We start from the raw sequence: 19,473 nt of genomic DNA on the forward strand, positions 1-19,473 counted from the left end.
CTACGCATGAAAAAGCCAGAGGCATACACGGTGAGCATCGGCGTATTGGCGGTCGTCGATACATGGCTCACCGGCACGATCTTTCCGGTTCCGGTTTGGGTGACGTTCATCGCGTGGGCGTCGTTCTTCGTGCTCGGCGGCGGGCGCGCGGGCTTCGTCAAGAGCGTGGCGTCGAATCTCACGGGACTCGTCATCGCTTCGCTTACCTTGCTCTGCATTGCGACGACGAGCGGCGGCGCGATCGCGGTGGCCGTGCTGGTTGGCATCGGCAGCGCGGCGATGGTTCAGGCGTCGAAGATCAAATTGCTCGATGTGTTGCCCGCGATCGTCTGGGGCTTCGCCTCGACGGTCGGCACGATGGTCGCAACGGGCAAGGCGATCACCACGGCGGGCATCGGCAATCCTGCGCTGGTCGCGGCCGCCGCGCTCGTTACCGGCGCAGTGTTCGGCTTCGTCTCGGAAGTGGTCGGCGAAGCCCTGCAATTCAGACGCGAGCATCGGCTCGGATAAGACCGTTTCCATTCAAGCGGAGCACAACATGAAGCTGCAACATCATCTCGGCGGCATCGAAAATTTGGGGCCGGTCAGCACTGAAAAGCGCGTATTCGTCGAGCCGTGGGAGAAGCGCATCTTCGGCATTCATACGGTGATGATGGCGGAGAGCGCGCATCTGTCGGACACGCCGCATCGCTATCCGGTCGATACGCTGCCCACCGCCTTCAAGAGCAACTGGACCTGGGCCTCGCTGCGCACCGGCGCCGAAGACATGCAGCCGTTCGAGTACTTCAAGTATCGCTACTACGAGAAATGGCTCGGCGGCATTGCGCAGTTTTTCGTCGATCAGGGGTATGTGTCGGCGGAGGAACTCGCTGAGAAAACCGCCCACTACAGCGCGCACCCGGACGCGCCTTTACCCGATCGCCCCAATGCCGAACTCGCGGCGCAGATCGACGCCTATCTGCAGCACGGCGACTCGGGCTATCACGCGCTCGACGGCGCGGCGCGCTTTCGAGCGGGCGATGCCGTGCGTATCGCCGATCCCGAAGCGGTGGACCACACGCGCTTGCCGGGGTATTTGCGCAACAAGACCGGCGTGGTGGATCTCGTCTATCCCGGCGCGTTCTCCTATTTCGTCTCGACGGGCGTGGACGGTATCGGCGCGCCGATGCCTGTGTATCGCGTTGCCTTCGACGCCGCGTCGATCTGGGGCGCCGGCAAAAGCGAGCCGAACACGACCATTTACGCCGACCTGTACGAAGCCTACGTGCAGGCCGCCGATTGAACTCGAACATAAGCCAACCCCGAGCGAACCCATGAGCCAACTCTTCGAATTTACCGGCGACCGCGAAGCATCGAGCGCCGCCAAAGTGCGTGCGCTGGAAGCCTTGCTGATCGAAAAAGGCGTGATTGCCACCGACTCCGTCGATGTCGTGCTCAAGCACTTCGAGACGATGGCCGGCCCGTTCAACGGCGCGAAGATCGTCGCGCGCGCATGGGTCGATCCCGACTACGCGAGACGTCTCGTCGAAGACACACCGAAGGCGATCGCCGAACTCTCGCTTCCGCTCGGCATGGCGGGCGCGGAAGGCGAGCATATGGCGGCGGTCGCAAACGACGCGAACGTGCATAACCTCATCATCTGCACGCTGTGTTCGTGTTATCCGTGGCCGGTGCTCGGCCTGCCGCCGTATTGGTACAAGGACCCTGTATTTCGCGCGCGCGGCGTGCGCGAACCGCGCGCCGTCCTGCAGGAATTCGGCGTACAGGTGCCCGCCACGAAGGAGGTGAAGGTGTGGGACAGCAGCGCGCAGATTCGCTGGTTCGTGGTGCCCGAGCGCCCCGCGAACACGGAGCATCTGAGTGAGGAAGAACTCGCCGCGCTCGTTACGCCCGAGTCGATGATGGGCGTCGCACTCGTCGAAGCGCCCGCAGCCTGAGGAACGTGCCATGTTCACGCGTTTCGAAGAATACGCTGCCGCGTCGATGCTCGGCGCACCAGATTCTCCGCCGCGTCTCGACGGCAAGCTGCTGTTCACCAATCGCTGGGAGCGCGATGTGTTCGGCCTCGCGCTCTCGCTATCGAAGGCGGGATGTTTCGAGTGGGAGGACTTTCGCCAGAGCCTGATCGCGTCCATCGCGAAGTGGGAAGCAATCGAATGCGCGAATCAGCCGCGCTGGGACTACTACGAGCGTTTTCTCGAAGCGCTGCTGAACGTGGTCGAGACGAGCGGCGTGCTGTCGCGCCGCGAGATCGAAGCGATCGTCGCGGCGCGCAGCCGTTAACATTTTTCCGACTCTTTTGGAGGTACTTCATGAATCAAGCTGTCCTGCATTCCACTGACACGTTCGAACCGATTCCACTGCGCGAACTGCTGCCGTGGACGATCTTCGGCGGATTGCTGATGCTGCTGGCGCTGTATTTCGTCGGCGCGGAGCAGGGTGCTACCGCGGTCTTTCAGGGCACCGCCATTCACGAGTTCGTGCATGACGGACGCCATCTGTTGGGCTTCCCCTGCCACTGACGAGGAGACGACGATGGTCGGCAAACTGTTGATGCGCGGCATGCTCGCGGGCCTCATCGCGGGACTGCTGGCGTTCTGCTTCGCGCGGGTGGCGGGCGAGCCGCAAGTCGAACGCGCGATCGCTTTCGAGGCCCATGAAGCGCACGAGCACGCTCACGCCGGCGATGCGCCCGAGCCTGAAATCGTCAGTCGTGAAACGCAAGCGGGCGTGGGCTTGCTGACGGGCGTACTCGCGTACGGCGCTGCATTCGGTGGGCTCTTCGCGTTGTGCTTCGCCTATGCGTGGGGACGCGCGGGAAGCATGGGCGCGCGGCCGCTTGCAGCATGGCTTGCGCTCGCGGCTTTCGCCGCCCTGGTGGTGCTGCCGGCGCTGAAATATCCGGCGAATCCGCCTTCGGTGGGCGCGGCGGAAACCATCGGCGTGCGCACCGCGCTTTATTTTTTATGCATGGGGATTTCCGTCGCCATTACACTGCTGTCGATAGCTTTGCGCCAAGCCCTGTCGCGCAAATGGGGTGATGCGAACGCGACGCTCGCCGGTCTGCTGGCTTTCGCGATCATGGCCGCCGCGATGCTCGCGCTGTTGCCGGCTATCGACGAAGTGCCCGCCGAGTTTCCCGCCACGTTGCTGTGGCAATTCCGGGTGGCGTCGATCGGCATGCAGGCGATCATCTGGACGGTCATCGGCGCTGCGTTCGGCGTGGCGGCGGAGCGCATGGCGTTGCCCGGCGCTGCGCGCGTGCGTCGAGGCATGCCCATGAGCAAGTCTGTTCTCAGAGGATCCGGATATCCGCGATGAAACGCATCAAGGTCGGAATGCTCGTCTTTCCTGGATTTCAGCTGCTCGACATCGCCGGGCCGAAGGATGCGTTCGCCGAAGTCAAGGTGCTGAGTTCAGGCGAGTGCGAGTACGAAATGATGATGGTCGGCACGACGCGGGGCACGGTGCAATCGTCGAGCGGCCTGACTACCGTGCCGGATCGTACGATCTTCGATCCGTGCCCGGAGTTCGACACCATCATCGTGCCGGGCGGGCTCGGCATCTTCGACGCCTTCGACGATCCGGCGCTGAGCAACTGGCTGCGCGCGCAGCATCGGCAGTGCCGCCGCGTGTCCGCTATCTGCAACGGGTTGTTCGCCCTCGGCTCGGCGGGGCTGCTCGACAACAAACTGGTGACGACTCACTGGATGGACGTGCCCCGGCTCGCCAGCACTTTTCCGAAGGCGCGCATCGAGCCGGATCATATCTTCGTTCGCGACGGCAGCATCTACACGACGGCCGGTGTCACGGCGGGCATCGACCTCTCGCTCGCGATGATCGAAGACGACTTCGGCCGGCAAATGGCGCTCGATGTCGCCAAGTATCTGATCGTCTATCTGCGGCGCTCGGGCGGGCAGTCGCAGTTCAGCCCGCTGCTGGAAACGCAGGCTTCGCCGGGTTCGCAGACTATCGAAGTCCAGCAATTCATGCTGGATAACCTGCATGTGGATCATACGGTCGCGTCGCTCGCGGAACGCGTGCATATGAGCGCGCGCAATCTCTCGCGCATCTTCGCCAAGGATTGCGGCATCACGCCGATGACTTACCTCGCCAATGCGCGCATCGATGCCGCGCGGCGCTACCTGGAAGCCACGGACTTGCCGCTGAGAGTCATCGCACACCGATGCGGCTTCGAGGACACCGACAAATTCCGCCGCACCTTCCTGCGCCGTCTGCAGATCAGTCCGGTCGATTACCGCAACCGGTTCAGATCGATGAACAAGCAAGAGTCGCTCAGTGCGGTCTGAAGAGACTCGCCACGCGGGATGATGCGCTGAGCGTGACTTTTCCGGCACTAAACGCGTGCATGGCCATGCACTTCTTCGGGGCTAAAGCGGCGCACTAAGACTTTAATTAAAGGTTAATTTTGGCGAGCCGTAAGAGGCGTAATAGATAGGTGGGCGAACACGATCGCCGGCGGCCATTCGCTGCCCTGTGAGCGCCCGCCTGCATGACTCTTCTTGCACGTTTCCAAACGTCTCGCCCATGAAACGGAATCCTTTCTTCAAGCTGCTCGCGCGTTTGCGCGTGGGGCACAAGTTGCTGCTCATCTACCTGCTCGATCTCAGCGCGGTGATCTACATCAGCGGGATTCTGATTCACGAAAAGTATCTGGCGATCGATTTTTCGAACAAGGAGATTGTCGGCAACGCGTATGTTCACGAGGTCGAACATGGCATCACGTCCATCGCGATGGCGGGCGCGGGCAAACCGCCGACGGCGGCGCAGCTCGATGCCGAGATCGACAGGCTCGTTCGTGCCGAGCAGCAATACGGCGCGCAAATGGGAAGCGCGGAGCCCAGCAACGCGCTGCGGACCGCTCTGCAGACGATGGCGCACGAACGCGAGGTCGGGATCGCGTCGACGGACCAGGCGCTGACCGCCTCCCGCGATCTGATAACGCGCATCGGTAATCAGTCGAACCTGATTCTCGACCCGGATCTCGACAGCTACTACGCGATGTCGCTCTCGATCTTGCGCTATCCCGCGCTGCTGACCGCGGTGAACAGCATCGGGCGCCATCTGCACGACGGCGCTCACGCGCGCTCGCGAGAGGAAGTGCGTTCGCGTTATCTGGTCCTCGAAGGGCAACTCGACGGGGTCATGCAAGGTTTGCGGTCGGACTACGCCGAGGCGGGGGCGGCCAATCGTCAATTCGAGCGCACACTCAGCCCGTCGTTCGATCGAATGCGCATTGCCGTCGAGGCATTCAGGCATGCGGCGCGCGTGGTGGTGGACGACAACGTGGCGCCGGATGCAGCTGTGCTGATGATCGTCGACAGCGCGCAGCAAGCGCTCGTTCAAAGCGTAGACGGCCTCTGGCGCGATACCGGCGAGCAGCTAGACGGCCTGCTGCATGCACGCGTGCAAGCCCTGTTTTCGCGCATGTGGCTGCATTTGGGCACGGCGCTTTTCCTGCTCTGCGCCATCCTGACACTGGTTTATTGCGTCGCGCAGCAGATTTCGTCGCCGCTACGCAAACTCGCGCGCGTGATGGATGTGGTGCGCCGCACCGGCGATCACACGAAGCGCGCCGACTGGGACAGTCAGGACGAGATCGGCCAACTCGTGCGCGGCTTCAACGAAATGCTTGCGCAACTGGATCGCGAACGCGTCGTGCAGAAGGAATTGGCGGCGACCGCCCGCGCGTCGGCCGCGCAATCAGCGCTCGTGGAAGCCACGCCCGTGCCGATGGTCGTCACCGCCATTCCCGGCCACGAGGTATTGCACGCCAATGCGCCTGGACTCTTCTGGCTCAATGGGAGCAGCACCGACCCGTGGGCTCAGGGTCTCGACTCCGCGACCCGCGCGCGCTTCTTTCAGCAACTTTCCGACCGCGAAGCCATCGACGAATTCGAAGTTCACTGGAAAGCGACCTCGCAGCCGAGCTGGGCGATGCTGTCGGCGCGCCGTCTCGACTTCCAGGGACGCGACGCCATTCTCACCGCCTTCACGCCGATCAATCAGATCAAGCTCATGGAGCAGCGGCTGGAACTGTGGGGCAAGGTGTTCGAGGCATCGTCCGAGGCGATCGTCATCCTGAACGCCGAGGCGCGTCTGCTCACTGCGAATCCTTCGTTCTTTCGCGCAACCGGTTATCGGATGGACGACGTGGCGGGCAAGCCGCCGGCCTTCATCGACACGCAGGCGCAGGAAGACGAAAACGGTCCGCTGGGTAACCTCTTGCAACGCGTCGGGCGCAGCAGCACCTGGCACGGCGAAGCGCAAATAAGCCGCCGCGAGGGCGGTGATTATCCGGCGTGGCTCATGATCAGCGCGGTACACGACAAGCGCGGCACCGTATCGCATTACATCTGCACGCTGATCGACATCACGGACCGCAAGAAGAGCGAAGCGCGCATTCAGTTTCTCGCGCAGCATGACGTGCTCACCGAACTGCCCAACCGTGCACTCTTTGCCGCGAAACTCGGCGTTGCCATCGCAGCAGCGCAGCGAACGCGGCAGCGCGTCGCGGTGCTGTTCATCGATCTGGACCGCTTCAAGAACATCAACGATTCGCTCGGACATCACATCGGTGATGGCCTGTTGCGGTCCGTGTCGCGACGCCTGCTCAATGCGGTCGGCACCCACGACACCGTGAGCCGCCTGGGCGGAGACGAGTTCACGGTGCTGCTCAACGGAGTCGGTCACGCGAGCGAAGTGGCGCGCAGCATCGAACAGCGGCTGCTCCCGCTGCTTCGCGAAGCGCATGAAGTGAGCGGGCTGACACTGCAGGTTGCGAGCAGCATCGGCGTCGCACTGTACCCGGATGATGGCGAAGACATCGATACGTTGATGCAGAACGCCGACGCCGCGATGTATCAGGCCAAGTCTGCCGGACGAAATCAGGTCAAGTTTTTCTCGGCCGACATGGCCGAACAGGCGAGGCATCGGCTCACGCTGGAAACGTGTTTGCGCACGGCTATCGAGTTCGGCGAGTTGCGGCTCGAGTGGCAGCCGTGCCTCGAAGCGCGGTCCGGTGCGCTCGCGAGCGTCGAAGGACTGCTGCGCTGGAAGAGCGCGGTACTGGGTGAAATCGGTCCGGCTGTGTTTATCCCGGTGGCGGAGGACACGCGCCTCATCGTTGCCATTGGCGCGTGGGTGATCGAGGAAGCGTGCCGGCAGCTTGCCGCCTGGCGCGACGAAGAGGGCCTCGAAATACGCGCGTCCGTCAACATTTCGGCGCTCCAGCTACGCGAGCCGGAGCTCGTTGCGGCGCTTGGCACGAGTCTGCTCGCGCATGGCGTGCCGCCGCATTGCCTGGAACTCGAAATCACCGAGACGGTTCTCATGGATGGCGCCGAACACTACGCGCAAGCCATTCACGCCATTCGCGGGCTAGGCGTCAAGCTCTCGCTCGACGACTTCGGCACCGGCTACTCGAGTCTCAGCTATCTGAACCGGTTTCCGCTCGACCGTCTGAAGATCGACCGCGCGTTCGTGCGAGACATGCTCGACGCATCTGCCGATCTTGCCATCGTCAAGGCGATCGTCGATCTCGGGCATGAGCTTGGTTTGCGCGTGGTGGCCGAAGGGGTGGAAACCGGCCATCAAGCGCAAGTGTTGCGCAAGATCGGCTGCGATGAGTTGCAGGGTTTCCTGTTCGCACCGGCGATCCCAGCCGAGGAATTGGTGCTGTGGAACAGGGCGCGGCAGGACGAGGCGCTCGATGCTTCGCCGGCTTGAGGCGAAGCATCGAGGCCGGCGCCCGTGCAGCCGTCGAACTCTGCTGGAATGACGAGCGGGATTGAGCAAACGGCCGAATTTGGCCGATCCCGCTCGAGGCAGCGCGCCCCCTTTATTTGCCTAATTTCTCAGCCTCGCTCGGCTCCTCTCTGGGGTTGTAGCGCGGCGTGGGCTGTGGCAGCAGAAAGAAGGCGATGGACAGCAGTGCAATGGCCACGCCGATGCGGCACGCCGCGATCGCGACGGGAACTGCAGCGATCTGAACCAGCGTCGCAGCGCCGTAGCGGCGCGTCATCTGCTGGAGGAAATCCGGCGCGAGCCGTTCGTCCATCAGCCGGCGGCCTGGCATTGCATAGAACCACTTCGCCATCCAGGTGCAGGCGGTCAGGGCAAGACCGGCAACGAGGGTTACTGATGCGACGGGCTCGAAGCCCGTGCCGAGGTGAAAGCACCACACGCGGATCGGATAAGGAATGACGACGATCGCCAGCAGGAACAGGAGGTTGATTACGCCGAACCAGTGATCGCTCTTTGCATAAATGCGACCCGAATAATGGTGTTGCAGCCAGTAGGCTCCGATCACGACATAGCAGAGAACGAGCGCGAGATATTCGCGCCACTGCTCCGCCATGGCGCTTGCCAGGTCGCTGTAGTCATGCGTGCCCTCCGGGGATCCGGGAACCTTGATCTCGACGATCAGCAGGGTCAGCGCGATCGCGAACACCGCGTCGCTGAATCCCTCGAAGCGGTCGAGTCCGCGCTCGGCACCATGCGTTTCCGTGTCGGCAGATTTACGCCTGTTACGTAGCATCATCTGAGTCCTTTCGCGCTCGGCAAGATCAGAATCACCGGCCGAAAAACGGCAACGCTTTTCCTTTGCGTGCCGCCTTCATTGGCAGCCGACGAAGCACGGCCCGGACGACTCGCGCGTTCGCAAGGCTGACTCGAGCGCCGAACCCGTCTGACGCGGCCCCGCGACGACGGCGTCGCGGCGGAAAGACTCGAAGCATTCGGTGTGCCGCCCACGCGTTCGCAAGCGGGGGTTGGGCATCACGATACCGGCCGAGCAGACGAAGTTTGGCTTGAAAGGGGTCAAGTCGACCTTTGAACACGTCCGACGGGGGAACGCTCGCGTACCGCGGCAGCGTGTCCGCAGCGCGTCCCGCGGTCGGCCAGACGAAAACCGGATGTCCGGCGCAATCCTCGACTCAAGTGCTTGCGGTTAGTGCCGTTAGCAGGGAGGACGCCGCGAATTGCCGCGACCACAACCATGCACACGGAATCTGCAATGAAAGTTTCTACTCGGCTGACACTGTTAGCCGTCACAGCGCTTATCGCTTTGCTCGTAGTCGGAGGATACAGCGTCTATAGCGAGCGACGCGCAATGCTCGATGCGAAACAGGCGGAGATAGTCAACCTGTTGAAAATGGCCGAGCACCTCGCTGAGTATTATCACAATCAGGAAGTTGCCGGTGCGATGACTACGGAGCAAGCGCAGTCCGCAACGAAGACCGCTTTGAACAGGATGAATCATTCCGATCAGAGTTACTTCTGGGCCCGCCTTCCGGATGGGACCTCGCTCGTTCATCGCAAACAGGAGAACATCGGCAAAATCCTGCTGGGCAAGGCGCCGGACGGACGGCCAGACACAGAGTTCTATCGCGAGATGCTCGCCAAGGAGCACATCCCCGTGGTGATGGTGGTCACCGCCCACCCATCGACCGGCGTCATGACAGGCAAGATGAACGGCATTGTCGAGTTCAAGCCTTGGGGCTGGTGGATCGGCACCGGATTCTTCACCGACGATATCAGCGCCACCATCCTGCATACGACGCTTCAGACTGCCGGCTTGATAGGCGTAGCGCTCTTGGTCATTGCTGCGTTGGCGTGGAAAATCATACGCAGCGTCACCGGAGCCCTCGGCGGGGAACCAGAGTTTGCCGCGCGCGTTGTTCGGGAGATTGCAGGCGGCGACCTCGGTTCGCCAACGCCCTTGAAGGACGGTGATGACCGCAGCCTTCTCGCGGCAGTCGAAAGCATGCGCCGTGGTCTGCAAGACATGGTTATCACGATCCGTACAAGTTCGGAATCCGTATCATCTGGAGCTGTTGAGATTGCGGCTGGCAATACCGACCTCTCGAGTCGCACAGAGCAGCAAGCGGCATCGCTGCAAGAAACCGCCGCGAGCATGGAGGAACTGACGGCGACGGTTAAGCAAAACTCGGAGAACGCCCAGCAAGCGAGCGGACTGGCGGACAACGCGAATGCGGTCGCCAACGAGGGAAGCGCCATCATCGGTCAGGTGATTCAGACGATGGATGGCATCGAGCAGAGCTCCGAAAAGATCGCCGAAATCATCGGGATTATCGAAGGCATCGCATTCCAGACCAACATCCTGGCGCTCAACGCTGCAGTCGAAGCAGCACGCGCCGGCGAGCAGGGCCGCGGCTTTGCCGTCGTTGCGAGCGAAGTGCGCAACCTTGCGCAGCGGTCATCGACGGCCGCCAGGGAGATCAAGGATCTCATCGAAACGTCAGGCGGAAGAGTCCAAGAAGGGACCGTACTCGTCGCACAGGCAGGCGAGACGATGAAGCGTGTGGGCACGGCGATCCAGCGAGTCACCGACATCATGGGCGAGATCGCCTCCGCATCCAACGAGCAAAGCCGTGGCATCGAGCAAGTGAATCAAGCTATCTCGCAGATGGACGAGGTGACGCAGCAGAACGCCGCGCTCGTTGAAGAGGCAGCGGCCGCGGCAGGTTCGATGGAGGATCAGGCGAAGCAACTGACCGCCGCCGTAGGCGTGTTTCGCACCGGTCAGACGCTCGCCGTCAAGCCAATCAGTCATCGCGCTCCTCAGACGCCGCGACCCGCACTCGCCGAAAAGAGCGGGACGACGCCGCGCGTGCCGAAGCCTTCGGGCGGGCAGAAGCCGGTTGCAGTCGCGGCGGCGGCTGACGGCGACTGGTCGACGTTCTGAGCGTGGCGGGCGGCCGATGCCTTGGCCTGAGTCGGCGGCGAAGGCTTGCGTCGAATTCGACGCGTTGTCTCGATCGGACGTCCTTGGGCTCGCTCAACACCGTCGTCTCGAAAGGCGGCCGTTGTAGTGAATCAATAGTGCGAAGCATCTTGCAGGGGCGATAGCCAATACTTGCGAGCGCTTCTTTAAATGAAGGAGAAGGAAAGGGTGGTAAATGCTCACACGCGTTTGTTGGTGGTCGATGACATGGCCACCATGCGCAATCTGATCCGGAAAATGCTGAGAGCGATCGGTTATACGACCATCGACGAAGCAGAGGACGGAGTGTCAGCGCTCGAAAAGTTGCGCACGCAACAGTTCGATCTCGTCATAACTGATTGGAACATGCCCAATATGGACGGGCTGACTCTCCTGCAGGAGATCCGCAAGTCCGATCTGGCCGAACTGCCGGTATTGATGGTGACCGCCGAAAAGCGGCGCGAGAACGTGCTCGCCGCGATCAACGCCGGTGCGAGCGGCTATATCGTGAAGCCGTTTTCAGAAGCCGCGCTCGCAGACAAGCTGGCTCAAATTGCGCCGCCTTTAGCCAGCGCCGCGCCGACAGGTAAGGACACATCCGGATTCGGCGCGATCTTCGAGAGAACCCTATGATGGCGCGAGCGCTCTGCTTGGTCGCTCGCAAGCGACACAAGAGGATTTTTTCGGCTTCTGCGAGAAGCGCTCGAGCGTAGTTTCTACATGAACGGCGGCGTAGACGGCAGGGCGCTGAGCATGGAGCGCGGCTGGTGGCCGGATGCTGACTCGCGTTTAATCGACTACGCGATGCGTCTGGCTGGCCGTCGCTGGGACTCACCATCCGCCTCGGTGCGCGCGTGAGGGCCGTGCCGATGCCGCGGATGTCGCGCTGAACCTGCATCGAGTGCGCCCACCCGAGCAGGTGCGCCCGCCGTTTGCATTCGACGATGGACCATGACCAGCCTCCGTGAGCCGGCCGTCAACGTTGTCCTTCATTCGCGCCAGTGGACGGCACGCCGGCCGGACTTGGAGGATCGCGTAATTCAGCGTCTTCGTTAGCGCGGTGGGGCGGGTTCTTGGGCTGTGCCGGACCGAGATCGGTGAGCCCGTCGAAATCGATCGGATTCTGAGGCGGCTTGCTGTTTTCCGTTCGTGCGGCGCACATGATCGGCTCCATCGTTGTCTTGATTCTCAAGAACAGCAAACGGTGTTCCGGCCGTTGGGCATTCTTCGTGCTGCAGTCGATGTTGCGCGCCTCGAGGCGCTCACATTCACGTACCGATTGGAGCCGATCATGACCATTCCGCAGAACGAACCCGGCACTGACGTTGTCGATACCGACAAGACGAAGCAACCCGATACGAAGCCCGCCGAACCGAAACAGGATTTGCCGTTGACGGAGGCTGATGACGGCAACACTCGGACGCCGCCGAATCCATCGTGACCGGCAAGGGACCGGCCATTAGCAAGCGTCCAAAACGCCCTTTGCACGTCATTCCCGCACCAGGCGCGCTTCTCGATCAGCACCCAAAAACTCGATGCGGAAATCGTGATGGATGACCGCCCAATCGATCCGTTCGAGGTCGCATGACGCGATCGGCGCGGAGGCGCTATGGCGCATCACGCGTCTTCAAAACTCTCGCCGCGCTCGGCGATCAGCTTGCCCAGTTCGCGCGTCGATAAGACGCGTCGCATGGGATTGGTCGAGCCCGACTCATCATCCGCGAGATTCTCGATGATCGTGAGCAGCACCTTGCGCGCTGTCTTGATTTCGCGGTCAGTCAAACCCGTCACGCTGATCTCGTTAACTTCCTCGGCAAGCGGAACGAGCTGGTCTTTCAACGCGCGCCCTTCGGCGGTGAGGAACACATGCGTGTTCTTCTTGTTGTCCGGCCGCTGCTGACGCTCGACGAGTCCCAGCTTCTCCATCGCAGTGACGGCGGCGAAGGTCGTCGGCGCCATCACGCCGGCCTGTTCGCTCAATTCGCGCTGCGTCAGGCCGTCTTTCTCCCACAGAATGCGCAGGAAAGTCCAGTGCCCGAACGACACCGAGTGCTCGGCGAGCCGCATCTGCAGTGCGCGCACCATCGAGCGCGTGGCGTCCTTTACAAGGTGCGCGAGGCGATCGTTGGGCACCGATTCGTGCCAATGGCGCAGCATCTCCGCGGTCTCGCGGGGCGCGCCCTCCACAGCCTTCTTTCGTGTCATGGCGGTTCGTTCCCGAATGCAGTTGGTCTTCCCGACATCATAGCCGCGCAGCCGTCGCGCCCGCATCCGTTGCAAAGCGCGCAGAACTCCGTGCAAACCCGAACTTGTCCGCGCGCGCCGGTCTCCTTACCATAATGATTAGATATCGAATAAAAATAAGTATGTCCGGGTCGCGGGAGGCATCTTTCTGCGCCAGGGCATCGTCCTCATGAGCATGGGAATCGGAGACGCTTTGTGGCCAAATCCACAGTCACGCAATTCATATCGGAATCGGACGCGGCGGCAGCGCGTGTAGAGGCCACGTATCACAAGGTCACCTGGCGGCTGATGTCGTTCATCTTCGTCTGCTGGGTGCTCAATTATCTGGATCGCGTGAACGTCAGCTTCGCGCAACTGCATCTGAAGCAGGATCTCGGTCTGTCCGACGCCGCTTACGGTCTCGGCGTGAGTCTGTTCTTCATCGGCTATATCCTGCTGGAAGTGCCGAGCACGCTGTGGCTCAAGAAGATCGGCGCACGCCTCACGATTTCCCGCATCATGATCCTGTGGGGCGGCATCTCGACCGCGATGGCCTTCATGACCACGCCGGCGCAGTTTTATATCGCGCGCATCCTGCTCGGCGCGGCGGAGGCCGGGTTCTGGCCCGGCATCATTCTCTATCTGACGTACTGGTATCCGGGCGCGCGGCGCGCGCGGATCACATCGCGCTTCCTGCTGGCGATTGCCGCGGCGGGCATCATCGGCGGGCCGCTCTCGGGCTGGATCCTGCATAACTTCGTCGACGTGCTCGGCTACAAGAACTGGCAGTGGCTCTTCTTTCTCGAAGGCCTGCCTGCGCTGCTGATGGGCATCGTCGCGTTCTTCTATCTCGTCGATCGCCCGCAAGACGCTCGCTGGCTCGACGAGGAACAGAAGAAGATCATCCTCGATGCGCTCGCCGCCGACCGCGCCGAGAAAAAGCCCGCCAAACATACGCGTCATCAGTTGCTGGCGGCGCTCAAGGATCCGCGCGTGTATATCCTCGCGGCGGGCTGGGGCACGGTGCCTTTGTGCGGCACGATCCTCAACTACTGGACGCCGACCATCATCCGTCAGGCGGGCGTGTCGGACGTGCTGAACGTCGGTTTGCTGTCCGCGCTGCCGTACATCATCGGCGCGCTCGGCATGTTCGCGGTCGCGCGCAGTTCCGACGTGACGCTGGAACGCCGCTGGCATTTCTTCCTGTGTACGGCGGTGGGCGCGCTGGGCGGCTTCCTGCTGCCCGTGCTGGCCGGCAATACGACAGCGGCCATCGTCTGTCTGGGCATGATCTCCATTTCGTACTTCGGCGCGGCCGCGATCATCTGGTCGATTCCACCGGCCTATCTCTCCGATGACGCCGCCGCCGCGGGCATCGGCGCGATCAGTTGCCTGGGGCAAGTCGGCGCGTTCTGCGGACCCATCGCGCTCGGCTGGATCAAGACGATGACGGGCAGTCTGGCCATCGGGCTATCGGCGATCGCGGCCATCGTCATGCTGGGCGGACTCGCCGTGCTGATCGGCGTGCCGGCCAACACGCTGCGCGAGCACGCGGAAAAGCATTCGTAAGCATCGATTCTCGCAGCAGCGGCGGCGCCTTCGTCATGAAGGCGCCGTTTTTTCTTGTAACGAGGTGACGCGCTTCAGGGAAAACCCGCTTGTCGATAAATGATTAGATATCTAATATAAACGTCATGGTGATCGACGCTGGGAAGGCTCGATCGAATGAGGCGACAAGCAGGGGAGCCGGTGCAATGAACGACGAACTGTCATTCAAGACGCTCGTGGTGACGAAGAAGGATCAGGTGGCGGAAGGCATCTTCCGTTTCGAGTTGCGTGACGGCGCAGGCGGCGAGCTGCCTGCGTTCACGGCCGGCGCGCATCTGACGGTGCGCGTGCCGAACGGCGCGAATCGCAGCTATTCGCTGTGCAATGATCCGGCCGAGACGGACCGCTATGTGATCGCGGTGAAGCGCGACGCGGCGGGTCGCGGCGGCTCGGTCAGCATGGCGGACGACCTCGCGCAAGGCGATCGCATCGACGTCTCGGAGCCGCGCAACGAATTCGTGCTCAACGAGCGCGCGCGCAGTTTCGTATTCGTTGCGGGCGGCATCGGCATCACGCCGATTCTCTCGATGATGCGTTATCTGAAGGCCATCGACGGCCCGCGTTTCAAGCTCATCTACGTCTCGCGCAGCCCTGAGACCACCGCTTTCATCGACGAACTGTCGGGCCCGGAATGGAAGCCGCATGTGGTCATTCATCACGACCACGGCGACCTCGCGCAAGCGTTCGATTTCTGGCCCGTGTTCGAGAAGCCCGCGAGCGGCGCTCATGTGTATTGCTGCGGCCCGCGCGCGTTGATGGACGGCGTGCGCGACATGACCGGGCACTGGCCGACCGGCAGCGTGCACTTCGAGAGCTTCGGCGTCGATCAGTCGCGCGCAGCCGACAACGCGCCTTTCAGCGTGAAGCTGGAACGCTCGGGCCGCTCTTTCGAGATTCCGAAGGACCGCTCGATTCTCGAAATCTTGCGGGACAACGGCATCCGCGCGCCGAGCTCGTGCGAAAGCGGCACTTGCGGATCGTGCCGCACGACGCTGTGCGCGGGCGAAGCGGATCATCGCGACATGGTGCTCGGCGAGGACGAGAAGCGCGATCAGATCATGATCTGCGTATCGCGTGCGAAGAGCGAAGAACTGGTGCTGGATCTCTGAAGAACATTCCCCACTGCATAGGTTGGTCAGGAGAAGCGTAAATGCTCACGCATGAAGAAAATGAATTGCTGTGCCGCGTCGAAGGCGATGCGCCGATGGGTCAGTTGATGCGCCGTCACTGGACGCCGGTGTGTCTCATCGAAGAAGTCAGCGAACCTGACGGGGCGCCGGTGAAGGCGCGTCTGTTCGGCGAGGATCTCGTCGTCTTCCGCGATACCGACGGCAATGTCGGCGTGATGGACGAGTACTGTCCGCATCGCCGGGTGTCGCTCGTCTATGGACGCAACGAAGATTGCGGTCTGCGCTGTCTCTATCACGGCTGGAAGATGGACGTGAAGGGCAATGTGATCGAGATGGTCTCGGAGCCTTCGTGCAGCGACATGACGAAGAAGGTCAAGCACAAGGCCTATGAAACGAAAGAGTGGGGCGGCTTCGTATGGGCTTACATGGGCCCGCAGGACGCCATTCCCGAGTTCGTGCCGCCGGCATGGGCGCCGACCGAAGACACGCGCGTGAGCATCGCCAAGGCGATCCTGCCGTGCAACTGGGCGCAGATTCTCGAAGGCGCGATCGATTCGGCGCACAGCTCCAGTCTGCACTCGTCGGACTTCGTGCCGGCGCGTGTGGGCGGCGCGGAAGCGACCTCGAAGAACTGGCTGCGTCCATCGACGGACAAGGCGCCGCGCCTCCAGGTGCATCGCACCGAATACGGCTTTCGCTATGCCGCGCTGCGCCGCCCGATACAGAACGCGGCTACGCATGACTACGTGCGCTCGACCGTGTTCGTCGCGCCGGCAACCGCGCTGATCCCGCCGAACAACCTCTACAACGTCGCGAACATCAACGTGCCCTGCGACGACCACAGCACGGCGTTCTACTTCATGGCGTGGGGCCATCCGGACAAGACGCCGGAAACCGAGACGTGGCGCAAGTTCCTGGGGCAGCAGGTCGGCATCGATCTCGACGAGTACTATCGGCCGCTGCGCAATCACGACAACCGTTTCTGGCAGGATCGCGAAGCCATGAAGGCCGGCAACTTCACCGGCATCAAGGGCTTCCCGAATCAGGACATCGCCATGTGGGTGACGATGGGCGCGATCGCGGATCGCACCGAAGAGCGCCTCGGCGCGAGCGATGTCGCCGTGGTCGAGTTCCGCCGCCGCATGCTCGATGCGCTCGAGGCGTTCAAGTCCGGCGAGGCGGCCATCGGGACCGGCGAGAAGGCCATTCCACGCAGCGTGTGCTCGTTCCAGGCGATGGTGCCGAAGGACACGGACTGGAAGCAATACGCGGCGCATCCGGTCTGGATGGAGTCCGTCGACAAGGAAGCGCCGGAACTCGAATCGAACTATCAGGTTCAGGTCTGATGACCACGATCAGACTCGGCATCGTCGGCCTCGGCCGCGCCTTTTCGCTGATGCTGCCGACGTTTCTCGCCGACGCGCGCGTGCGACTCGCCGGGGCGTGCGATCCGCGCGAGACGGCGCGCGCGCAGTTCGAAGCGGATTTCGACGCGCCCGCTTTCGACGACATCGAAGCGCTCGCGCGCCGCGCCGATATCGATGCGCTTTACATCGCGAGTCCGCATCAGTTTCATGCGGCGCATACGCGAATCGCGGCGGCGCACGGCAAGCATGTGCTCGTCGAGAAGCCGATGGCGCTGTCGCTCGCCGAGTGCGACGACATGATCGCCGCATGTCGCGAGGCGAACGTGCATCTCATCGTCGGTCACTGCCATAGCTTCGACACGCCGTATCTGCGAACGCGCGAGTTGATCGCATCGGGCGCGTTCGGCGACGTGAAGATGATCCAGGCGCTCAACTACACCGACTATCTCTACCGGCCGCGCCGTCCGGAGGAACTGAAAACGGAAGAGGGCGGCGGCGCGGTTTTCAGCCAGGCGGCGCATCAGGTGGATATCGTGCGAATGCTTGCCGGAAGCCGTGCTACGCGCATCCGGGCTGCCGTCGGCAACTGGGATACGGCGCGTCCGACCGAAGGCGCGTACACCGCGACGCTCTGGTTCGAGAACGGCGCATTCGCGACGCTTGCCTACAACGGCTATGGACATTTCGATTCCGACGAGTGGACCGGCTGGATCGGCGAAATGGGTCAGACGCGCAACGCCGACGAGTATGGCGCCGCGCGGCGCAAGCTCGCGAAAGTGGCGTCGCGCGAAGAAGAGGCGCGTCTCAAGGCTGCGGGCACGTACGGCGGCAACGCCTATGCGCCCGCCGCCAAGACAGCCCATACCCGCAGGCATCAGCACTTCGGGCCGCTGATCGTGTCGTGCGAGCGCGGCGATCTCCGGCCGATGCCCGATAGCATCGTCGTGTATGGAGACGAACGGCGCGAGCGCATCGAGCTCGATGCGCCCGAGGTGCCGCGCGCGGAAGTCATCGACGAACTCATGGCCGCCGTGCACGGCGAGACCGCTCCGCTGCACGATGGCGTCTGGGCGCGCGGCACGCTGAAGATCTGCCTCGCGATGCTGCGTTCGAGCGCCGAACAGCGCGACGTGCTCATCGGCGGCGAAACGTCAATCACAAAGGAAAGTTGAATATGGGCAAGCTCAATCTGTCGGTCGCGGTGGGGAACTACGATCGCATGCGGCCGCTGGTCGATGGCGAAGCGCAGATCGACGGCGTCGATCCGATCTTCATGCTGCAGGATCCGGAAGAGATCTTCTTTCGCGCGTTTCGCCACGCCGACTACGATATCTGCGAACTGTCGCTGTCGAGCTATAGCGTGAAGACGGCGGCGGGCACGAGCCCGTATATCGGCGTGCCGATTTTTCCGTCGCGCGCGTTCCGGCATACGTCGATCTATGTGCGCAACGATCGCGGCATCGAATCGCCTGCCGACTTGAAGGGCAAGCGCATCGGCGTGCCGGAATATCAGCTGACGGCGAACGTGTGGGCGCGGCTCTTTCTCGAGGAAGATCACGGTCTGAAGCCGTCGGACGTCACGTGGGTTCGCGGCGGCTATGAGGAAGCCGGCCGGCTCGAAAAGATCAGTCTCAAGCTGCCCGGCGACGTGAGGCTCGAAAACGCACCGGAGAACCAGACGATCTCGGGCATGCTCGCATCCGGCGAGATCGATGCGCTCATCGGCCCGCGCGCGCCGTCGTGCTTCGCGAACGGGCATCCGAACGTCAAATACCTTTTCGACGATCCGCAAAAGGCCGCCGCCGACTGGTACACGCGCACGAAACTGTTCCCGATCATGCATCTGCTGGGCGTGCGGCGCACGCTCGCCGAGCAGCATCCGTGGCTGCCCGGCGCGGTGGCGAAGGCGTTCGAGAAGAGCAAGGCGCTGGCGCTCGCCAGACTCAGCGATACGTCCGCGACCAAGGTGACGCTGCCGTTCGTCGAAGAACAGTTGCGCAATGCGCGGCGTCTCATGGGCCACGATTTCTGGTCGTATGGCTTCGAGCCGAACCGGCACGTGTTGTCGCGGTTCCTTGAGCGGCATCATCAGGAAGGCTTGTCCAGCCGGCTGCTGCAGCCCGAGGAACTCTTTCATCCCGCGACGCTGGAAAGCTTCAAGATCTGAGCGTGACATGGCCGCGGCGACGCGGCCTCACATCTTCGATAGCGCCTCACATGCCGGTTCCGGCATCTTCCGTTCAGTCTGGACTCACCGGATGACGGCCGTCGCGACCGTCCATTGTCGCCACTCAGGCAACACGGTGTATGCACTCGCGACCCTACTGGCCTTCGCTACCGCTTCCTACAATCCGTCACACGCTCGGTCGAACGCGAGCGAAAGGAAGCGCAACGCGCG

General features: G+C 62.5%; 19 protein-coding genes. 16 read left to right on the forward strand and 3 right to left on the reverse strand.

Going from position 1 to position 19,473, the window contains the following annotated elements:
* Positions 1–6: 6 nt before the first annotated feature.
* The 8 genes from NCS67_RS31380 (at position 7) to NCS67_RS31415 (ending at position 7,749) form a co-directional block, all read left to right on the forward strand.
* The gene (locus tag NCS67_RS31380) at positions 7–510 is read left to right on the forward strand and encodes a DUF1097 domain-containing protein (protein ID WP_008345611.1); all 504 of its coding nucleotides are present in this window, start codon (positions 7–9) and stop codon (positions 508–510) included.
* 28 nt (positions 511–538) lie between these two features.
* Positions 539–1,282 (forward strand): nitrile hydratase subunit beta, encoded by a 744-nt coding sequence (gene nthB / locus NCS67_RS31385; RefSeq protein ID WP_175982133.1) that lies wholly within the window; start codon positions 539–541, stop codon positions 1,280–1,282.
* A 31-nt stretch (positions 1,283–1,313) separates the two neighbouring features.
* On the forward strand, positions 1,314–1,937 hold the full coding sequence (gene nthA / locus NCS67_RS31390; RefSeq protein ID WP_250437897.1) for a nitrile hydratase subunit alpha: 624 nt from the start codon (positions 1,314–1,316) through the stop codon (positions 1,935–1,937).
* Positions 1,938–1,947: 10 nt separating this feature from the next.
* A complete protein-coding gene (locus tag NCS67_RS31395; RefSeq protein ID WP_061119069.1) occupies positions 1,948–2,283 on the forward strand; it encodes a nitrile hydratase accessory protein in 336 nt (111 codons plus the stop codon).
* A 29-nt stretch (positions 2,284–2,312) separates the two neighbouring features.
* The gene (locus NCS67_RS31400) at positions 2,313–2,522 is read left to right on the forward strand and encodes a CbtB domain-containing protein (RefSeq protein ID WP_008345603.1); all 210 of its coding nucleotides are present in this window, start codon (positions 2,313–2,315) and stop codon (positions 2,520–2,522) included.
* Between the two features lie 13 nt (positions 2,523–2,535).
* Positions 2,536–3,321 (forward strand): CbtA family protein, encoded by a 786-nt coding sequence (locus tag NCS67_RS31405; RefSeq protein WP_250437898.1) that lies wholly within the window; start codon positions 2,536–2,538, stop codon positions 3,319–3,321.
* Positions 3,318–4,310: a GlxA family transcriptional regulator gene (locus NCS67_RS31410; RefSeq protein WP_008345598.1), complete on the forward strand. Its 993-nt coding sequence runs from the start codon at positions 3,318–3,320 to the stop codon at positions 4,308–4,310. Before NCS67_RS31405 ends, NCS67_RS31410 begins: the two co-directional genes overlap by 4 nt.
* 238 nt (positions 4,311–4,548) lie before the next feature.
* Positions 4,549–7,749, forward strand: coding sequence for a bifunctional diguanylate cyclase/phosphodiesterase (locus NCS67_RS31415; protein WP_250437899.1), 3,201 nt, complete (start codon positions 4,549–4,551; stop codon positions 7,747–7,749).
* A gap of 112 nt (positions 7,750–7,861) precedes the next feature.
* Here NCS67_RS31415 and NCS67_RS31420 read toward each other — a convergent pair whose 3' ends face one another.
* The gene (locus tag NCS67_RS31420) at positions 7,862–8,563 is read right to left on the reverse strand and encodes a TMEM175 family protein (RefSeq protein WP_008345595.1); all 702 of its coding nucleotides are present in this window, start codon (positions 8,561–8,563) and stop codon (positions 7,862–7,864) included.
* Positions 8,564–9,037: 474 nt separating this feature from the next.
* Between NCS67_RS31420 and NCS67_RS31425 the strand changes: the two genes are divergently transcribed.
* Positions 9,038–10,729, forward strand: a complete 1,692-nt coding sequence (locus NCS67_RS31425; RefSeq protein WP_250437900.1) for a methyl-accepting chemotaxis protein — start codon at positions 9,038–9,040, stop codon at positions 10,727–10,729.
* Positions 10,730–10,936: 207 nt separating this feature from the next.
* Entirely contained in the window at positions 10,937–11,380 is a 444-nt protein-coding gene (locus NCS67_RS31430) for a response regulator (protein WP_144403563.1), read from the forward strand.
* A 343-nt stretch (positions 11,381–11,723) separates the two neighbouring features.
* Here the strand turns inward: NCS67_RS31430 and NCS67_RS31435 are convergent, their stop codons facing one another.
* Entirely contained in the window at positions 11,724–11,921 is a 198-nt protein-coding gene (locus NCS67_RS31435; RefSeq protein ID WP_250437901.1) for a hypothetical protein, read from the reverse strand.
* 117 nt (positions 11,922–12,038) lie between these two features.
* Here NCS67_RS31435 and NCS67_RS31440 point away from each other — a divergent pair, with 117 nt between their 5' ends.
* Positions 12,039–12,188, forward strand: a complete 150-nt coding sequence (locus NCS67_RS31440) for a hypothetical protein (RefSeq protein WP_250437902.1) — start codon at positions 12,039–12,041, stop codon at positions 12,186–12,188.
* Positions 12,189–12,364: 176 nt separating this feature from the next.
* On the opposite strand, the gene NCS67_RS31445 is transcribed toward NCS67_RS31440, so the two are convergent.
* Positions 12,365–12,952 carry a MarR family winged helix-turn-helix transcriptional regulator gene (locus NCS67_RS31445; protein ID WP_033535651.1) on the reverse strand — a complete coding sequence of 196 codons (588 nt, stop codon included), beginning with the start codon at positions 12,950–12,952 and terminating at the stop codon, positions 12,365–12,367.
* 234 nt (positions 12,953–13,186) lie between these two features.
* Between NCS67_RS31445 and NCS67_RS31450 the strand changes: the two genes are divergently transcribed.
* The 5 genes from NCS67_RS31450 (at position 13,187) to NCS67_RS31470 (ending at position 19,242) form a co-directional block, all read left to right on the forward strand.
* Positions 13,187–14,539, forward strand: coding sequence for an MFS transporter (locus tag NCS67_RS31450; RefSeq protein ID WP_008345585.1), 1,353 nt, complete (start codon positions 13,187–13,189; stop codon positions 14,537–14,539).
* A 185-nt stretch (positions 14,540–14,724) separates the two neighbouring features.
* A complete protein-coding gene (locus NCS67_RS31455) occupies positions 14,725–15,687 on the forward strand; it encodes a PDR/VanB family oxidoreductase (protein WP_250437903.1) in 963 nt (320 codons plus the stop codon).
* A gap of 41 nt (positions 15,688–15,728) precedes the next feature.
* A complete protein-coding gene (locus tag NCS67_RS31460) occupies positions 15,729–17,054 on the forward strand; it encodes a Rieske 2Fe-2S domain-containing protein (RefSeq protein ID WP_175982127.1) in 1,326 nt (441 codons plus the stop codon).
* Complete coding sequence (locus tag NCS67_RS31465) at positions 17,054–18,247, forward strand: Gfo/Idh/MocA family protein (RefSeq protein ID WP_250437904.1); 1,194 nt, start codon at positions 17,054–17,056, stop codon at positions 18,245–18,247. Before NCS67_RS31460 ends, NCS67_RS31465 begins: the two co-directional genes overlap by 1 nt.
* 2 nt (positions 18,248–18,249) lie before the next feature.
* The gene (locus NCS67_RS31470; protein WP_250437905.1) at positions 18,250–19,242 is read left to right on the forward strand and encodes an ABC transporter substrate-binding protein; all 993 of its coding nucleotides are present in this window, start codon (positions 18,250–18,252) and stop codon (positions 19,240–19,242) included.
* Positions 19,243–19,473: the final 231 nt, after the last annotated feature.

The organism is Caballeronia sp. ATUFL_F2_KS9A (genome assembly GCF_023630765.1).
Classification (GTDB): Bacteria; Pseudomonadota; Gammaproteobacteria; order Burkholderiales; family Burkholderiaceae; genus Caballeronia; species Caballeronia zhejiangensis.

Coding starts and splice junctions, on each gene's coding strand:
- NCS67_RS31380 (WP_008345611.1), top strand. CDS start 7: ATGAAAAAGCCAGAGGCATACACGGTGAGCATCGGCGTATTGGCGGTC.
- nthB (WP_175982133.1), top strand. CDS start 539: ATGAAGCTGCAACATCATCTCGGCGGCATCGAAAATTTGGGGCCGGTC.
- nthA (WP_250437897.1), top strand. CDS start 1,314: ATGAGCCAACTCTTCGAATTTACCGGCGACCGCGAAGCATCGAGCGCC.
- NCS67_RS31395 (WP_061119069.1), top strand. CDS start 1,948: ATGTTCACGCGTTTCGAAGAATACGCTGCCGCGTCGATGCTCGGCGCA.
- NCS67_RS31400 (WP_008345603.1), top strand. CDS start 2,313: ATGAATCAAGCTGTCCTGCATTCCACTGACACGTTCGAACCGATTCCA.
- NCS67_RS31405 (WP_250437898.1), top strand. CDS start 2,536: ATGGTCGGCAAACTGTTGATGCGCGGCATGCTCGCGGGCCTCATCGCG.
- NCS67_RS31410 (WP_008345598.1), top strand. CDS start 3,318: ATGAAACGCATCAAGGTCGGAATGCTCGTCTTTCCTGGATTTCAGCTG.
- NCS67_RS31415 (WP_250437899.1), top strand. CDS start 4,549: ATGAAACGGAATCCTTTCTTCAAGCTGCTCGCGCGTTTGCGCGTGGGG.
- NCS67_RS31420 (WP_008345595.1), bottom strand. CDS start 8,563: ATGATGCTACGTAACAGGCGTAAATCTGCCGACACGGAAACGCATGGT.
- NCS67_RS31425 (WP_250437900.1), top strand. CDS start 9,038: ATGAAAGTTTCTACTCGGCTGACACTGTTAGCCGTCACAGCGCTTATC.
- NCS67_RS31435 (WP_250437901.1), bottom strand. CDS start 11,921: ATGGAGCCGATCATGTGCGCCGCACGAACGGAAAACAGCAAGCCGCCT.
- NCS67_RS31440 (WP_250437902.1), top strand. CDS start 12,039: ATGACCATTCCGCAGAACGAACCCGGCACTGACGTTGTCGATACCGAC.
- NCS67_RS31445 (WP_033535651.1), bottom strand. CDS start 12,952: ATGACACGAAAGAAGGCTGTGGAGGGCGCGCCCCGCGAGACCGCGGAG.
- NCS67_RS31455 (WP_250437903.1), top strand. CDS start 14,725: ATGAACGACGAACTGTCATTCAAGACGCTCGTGGTGACGAAGAAGGAT.
- NCS67_RS31460 (WP_175982127.1), top strand. CDS start 15,729: ATGCTCACGCATGAAGAAAATGAATTGCTGTGCCGCGTCGAAGGCGAT.
- NCS67_RS31465 (WP_250437904.1), top strand. CDS start 17,054: ATGACCACGATCAGACTCGGCATCGTCGGCCTCGGCCGCGCCTTTTCG.
- NCS67_RS31470 (WP_250437905.1), top strand. CDS start 18,250: ATGGGCAAGCTCAATCTGTCGGTCGCGGTGGGGAACTACGATCGCATG.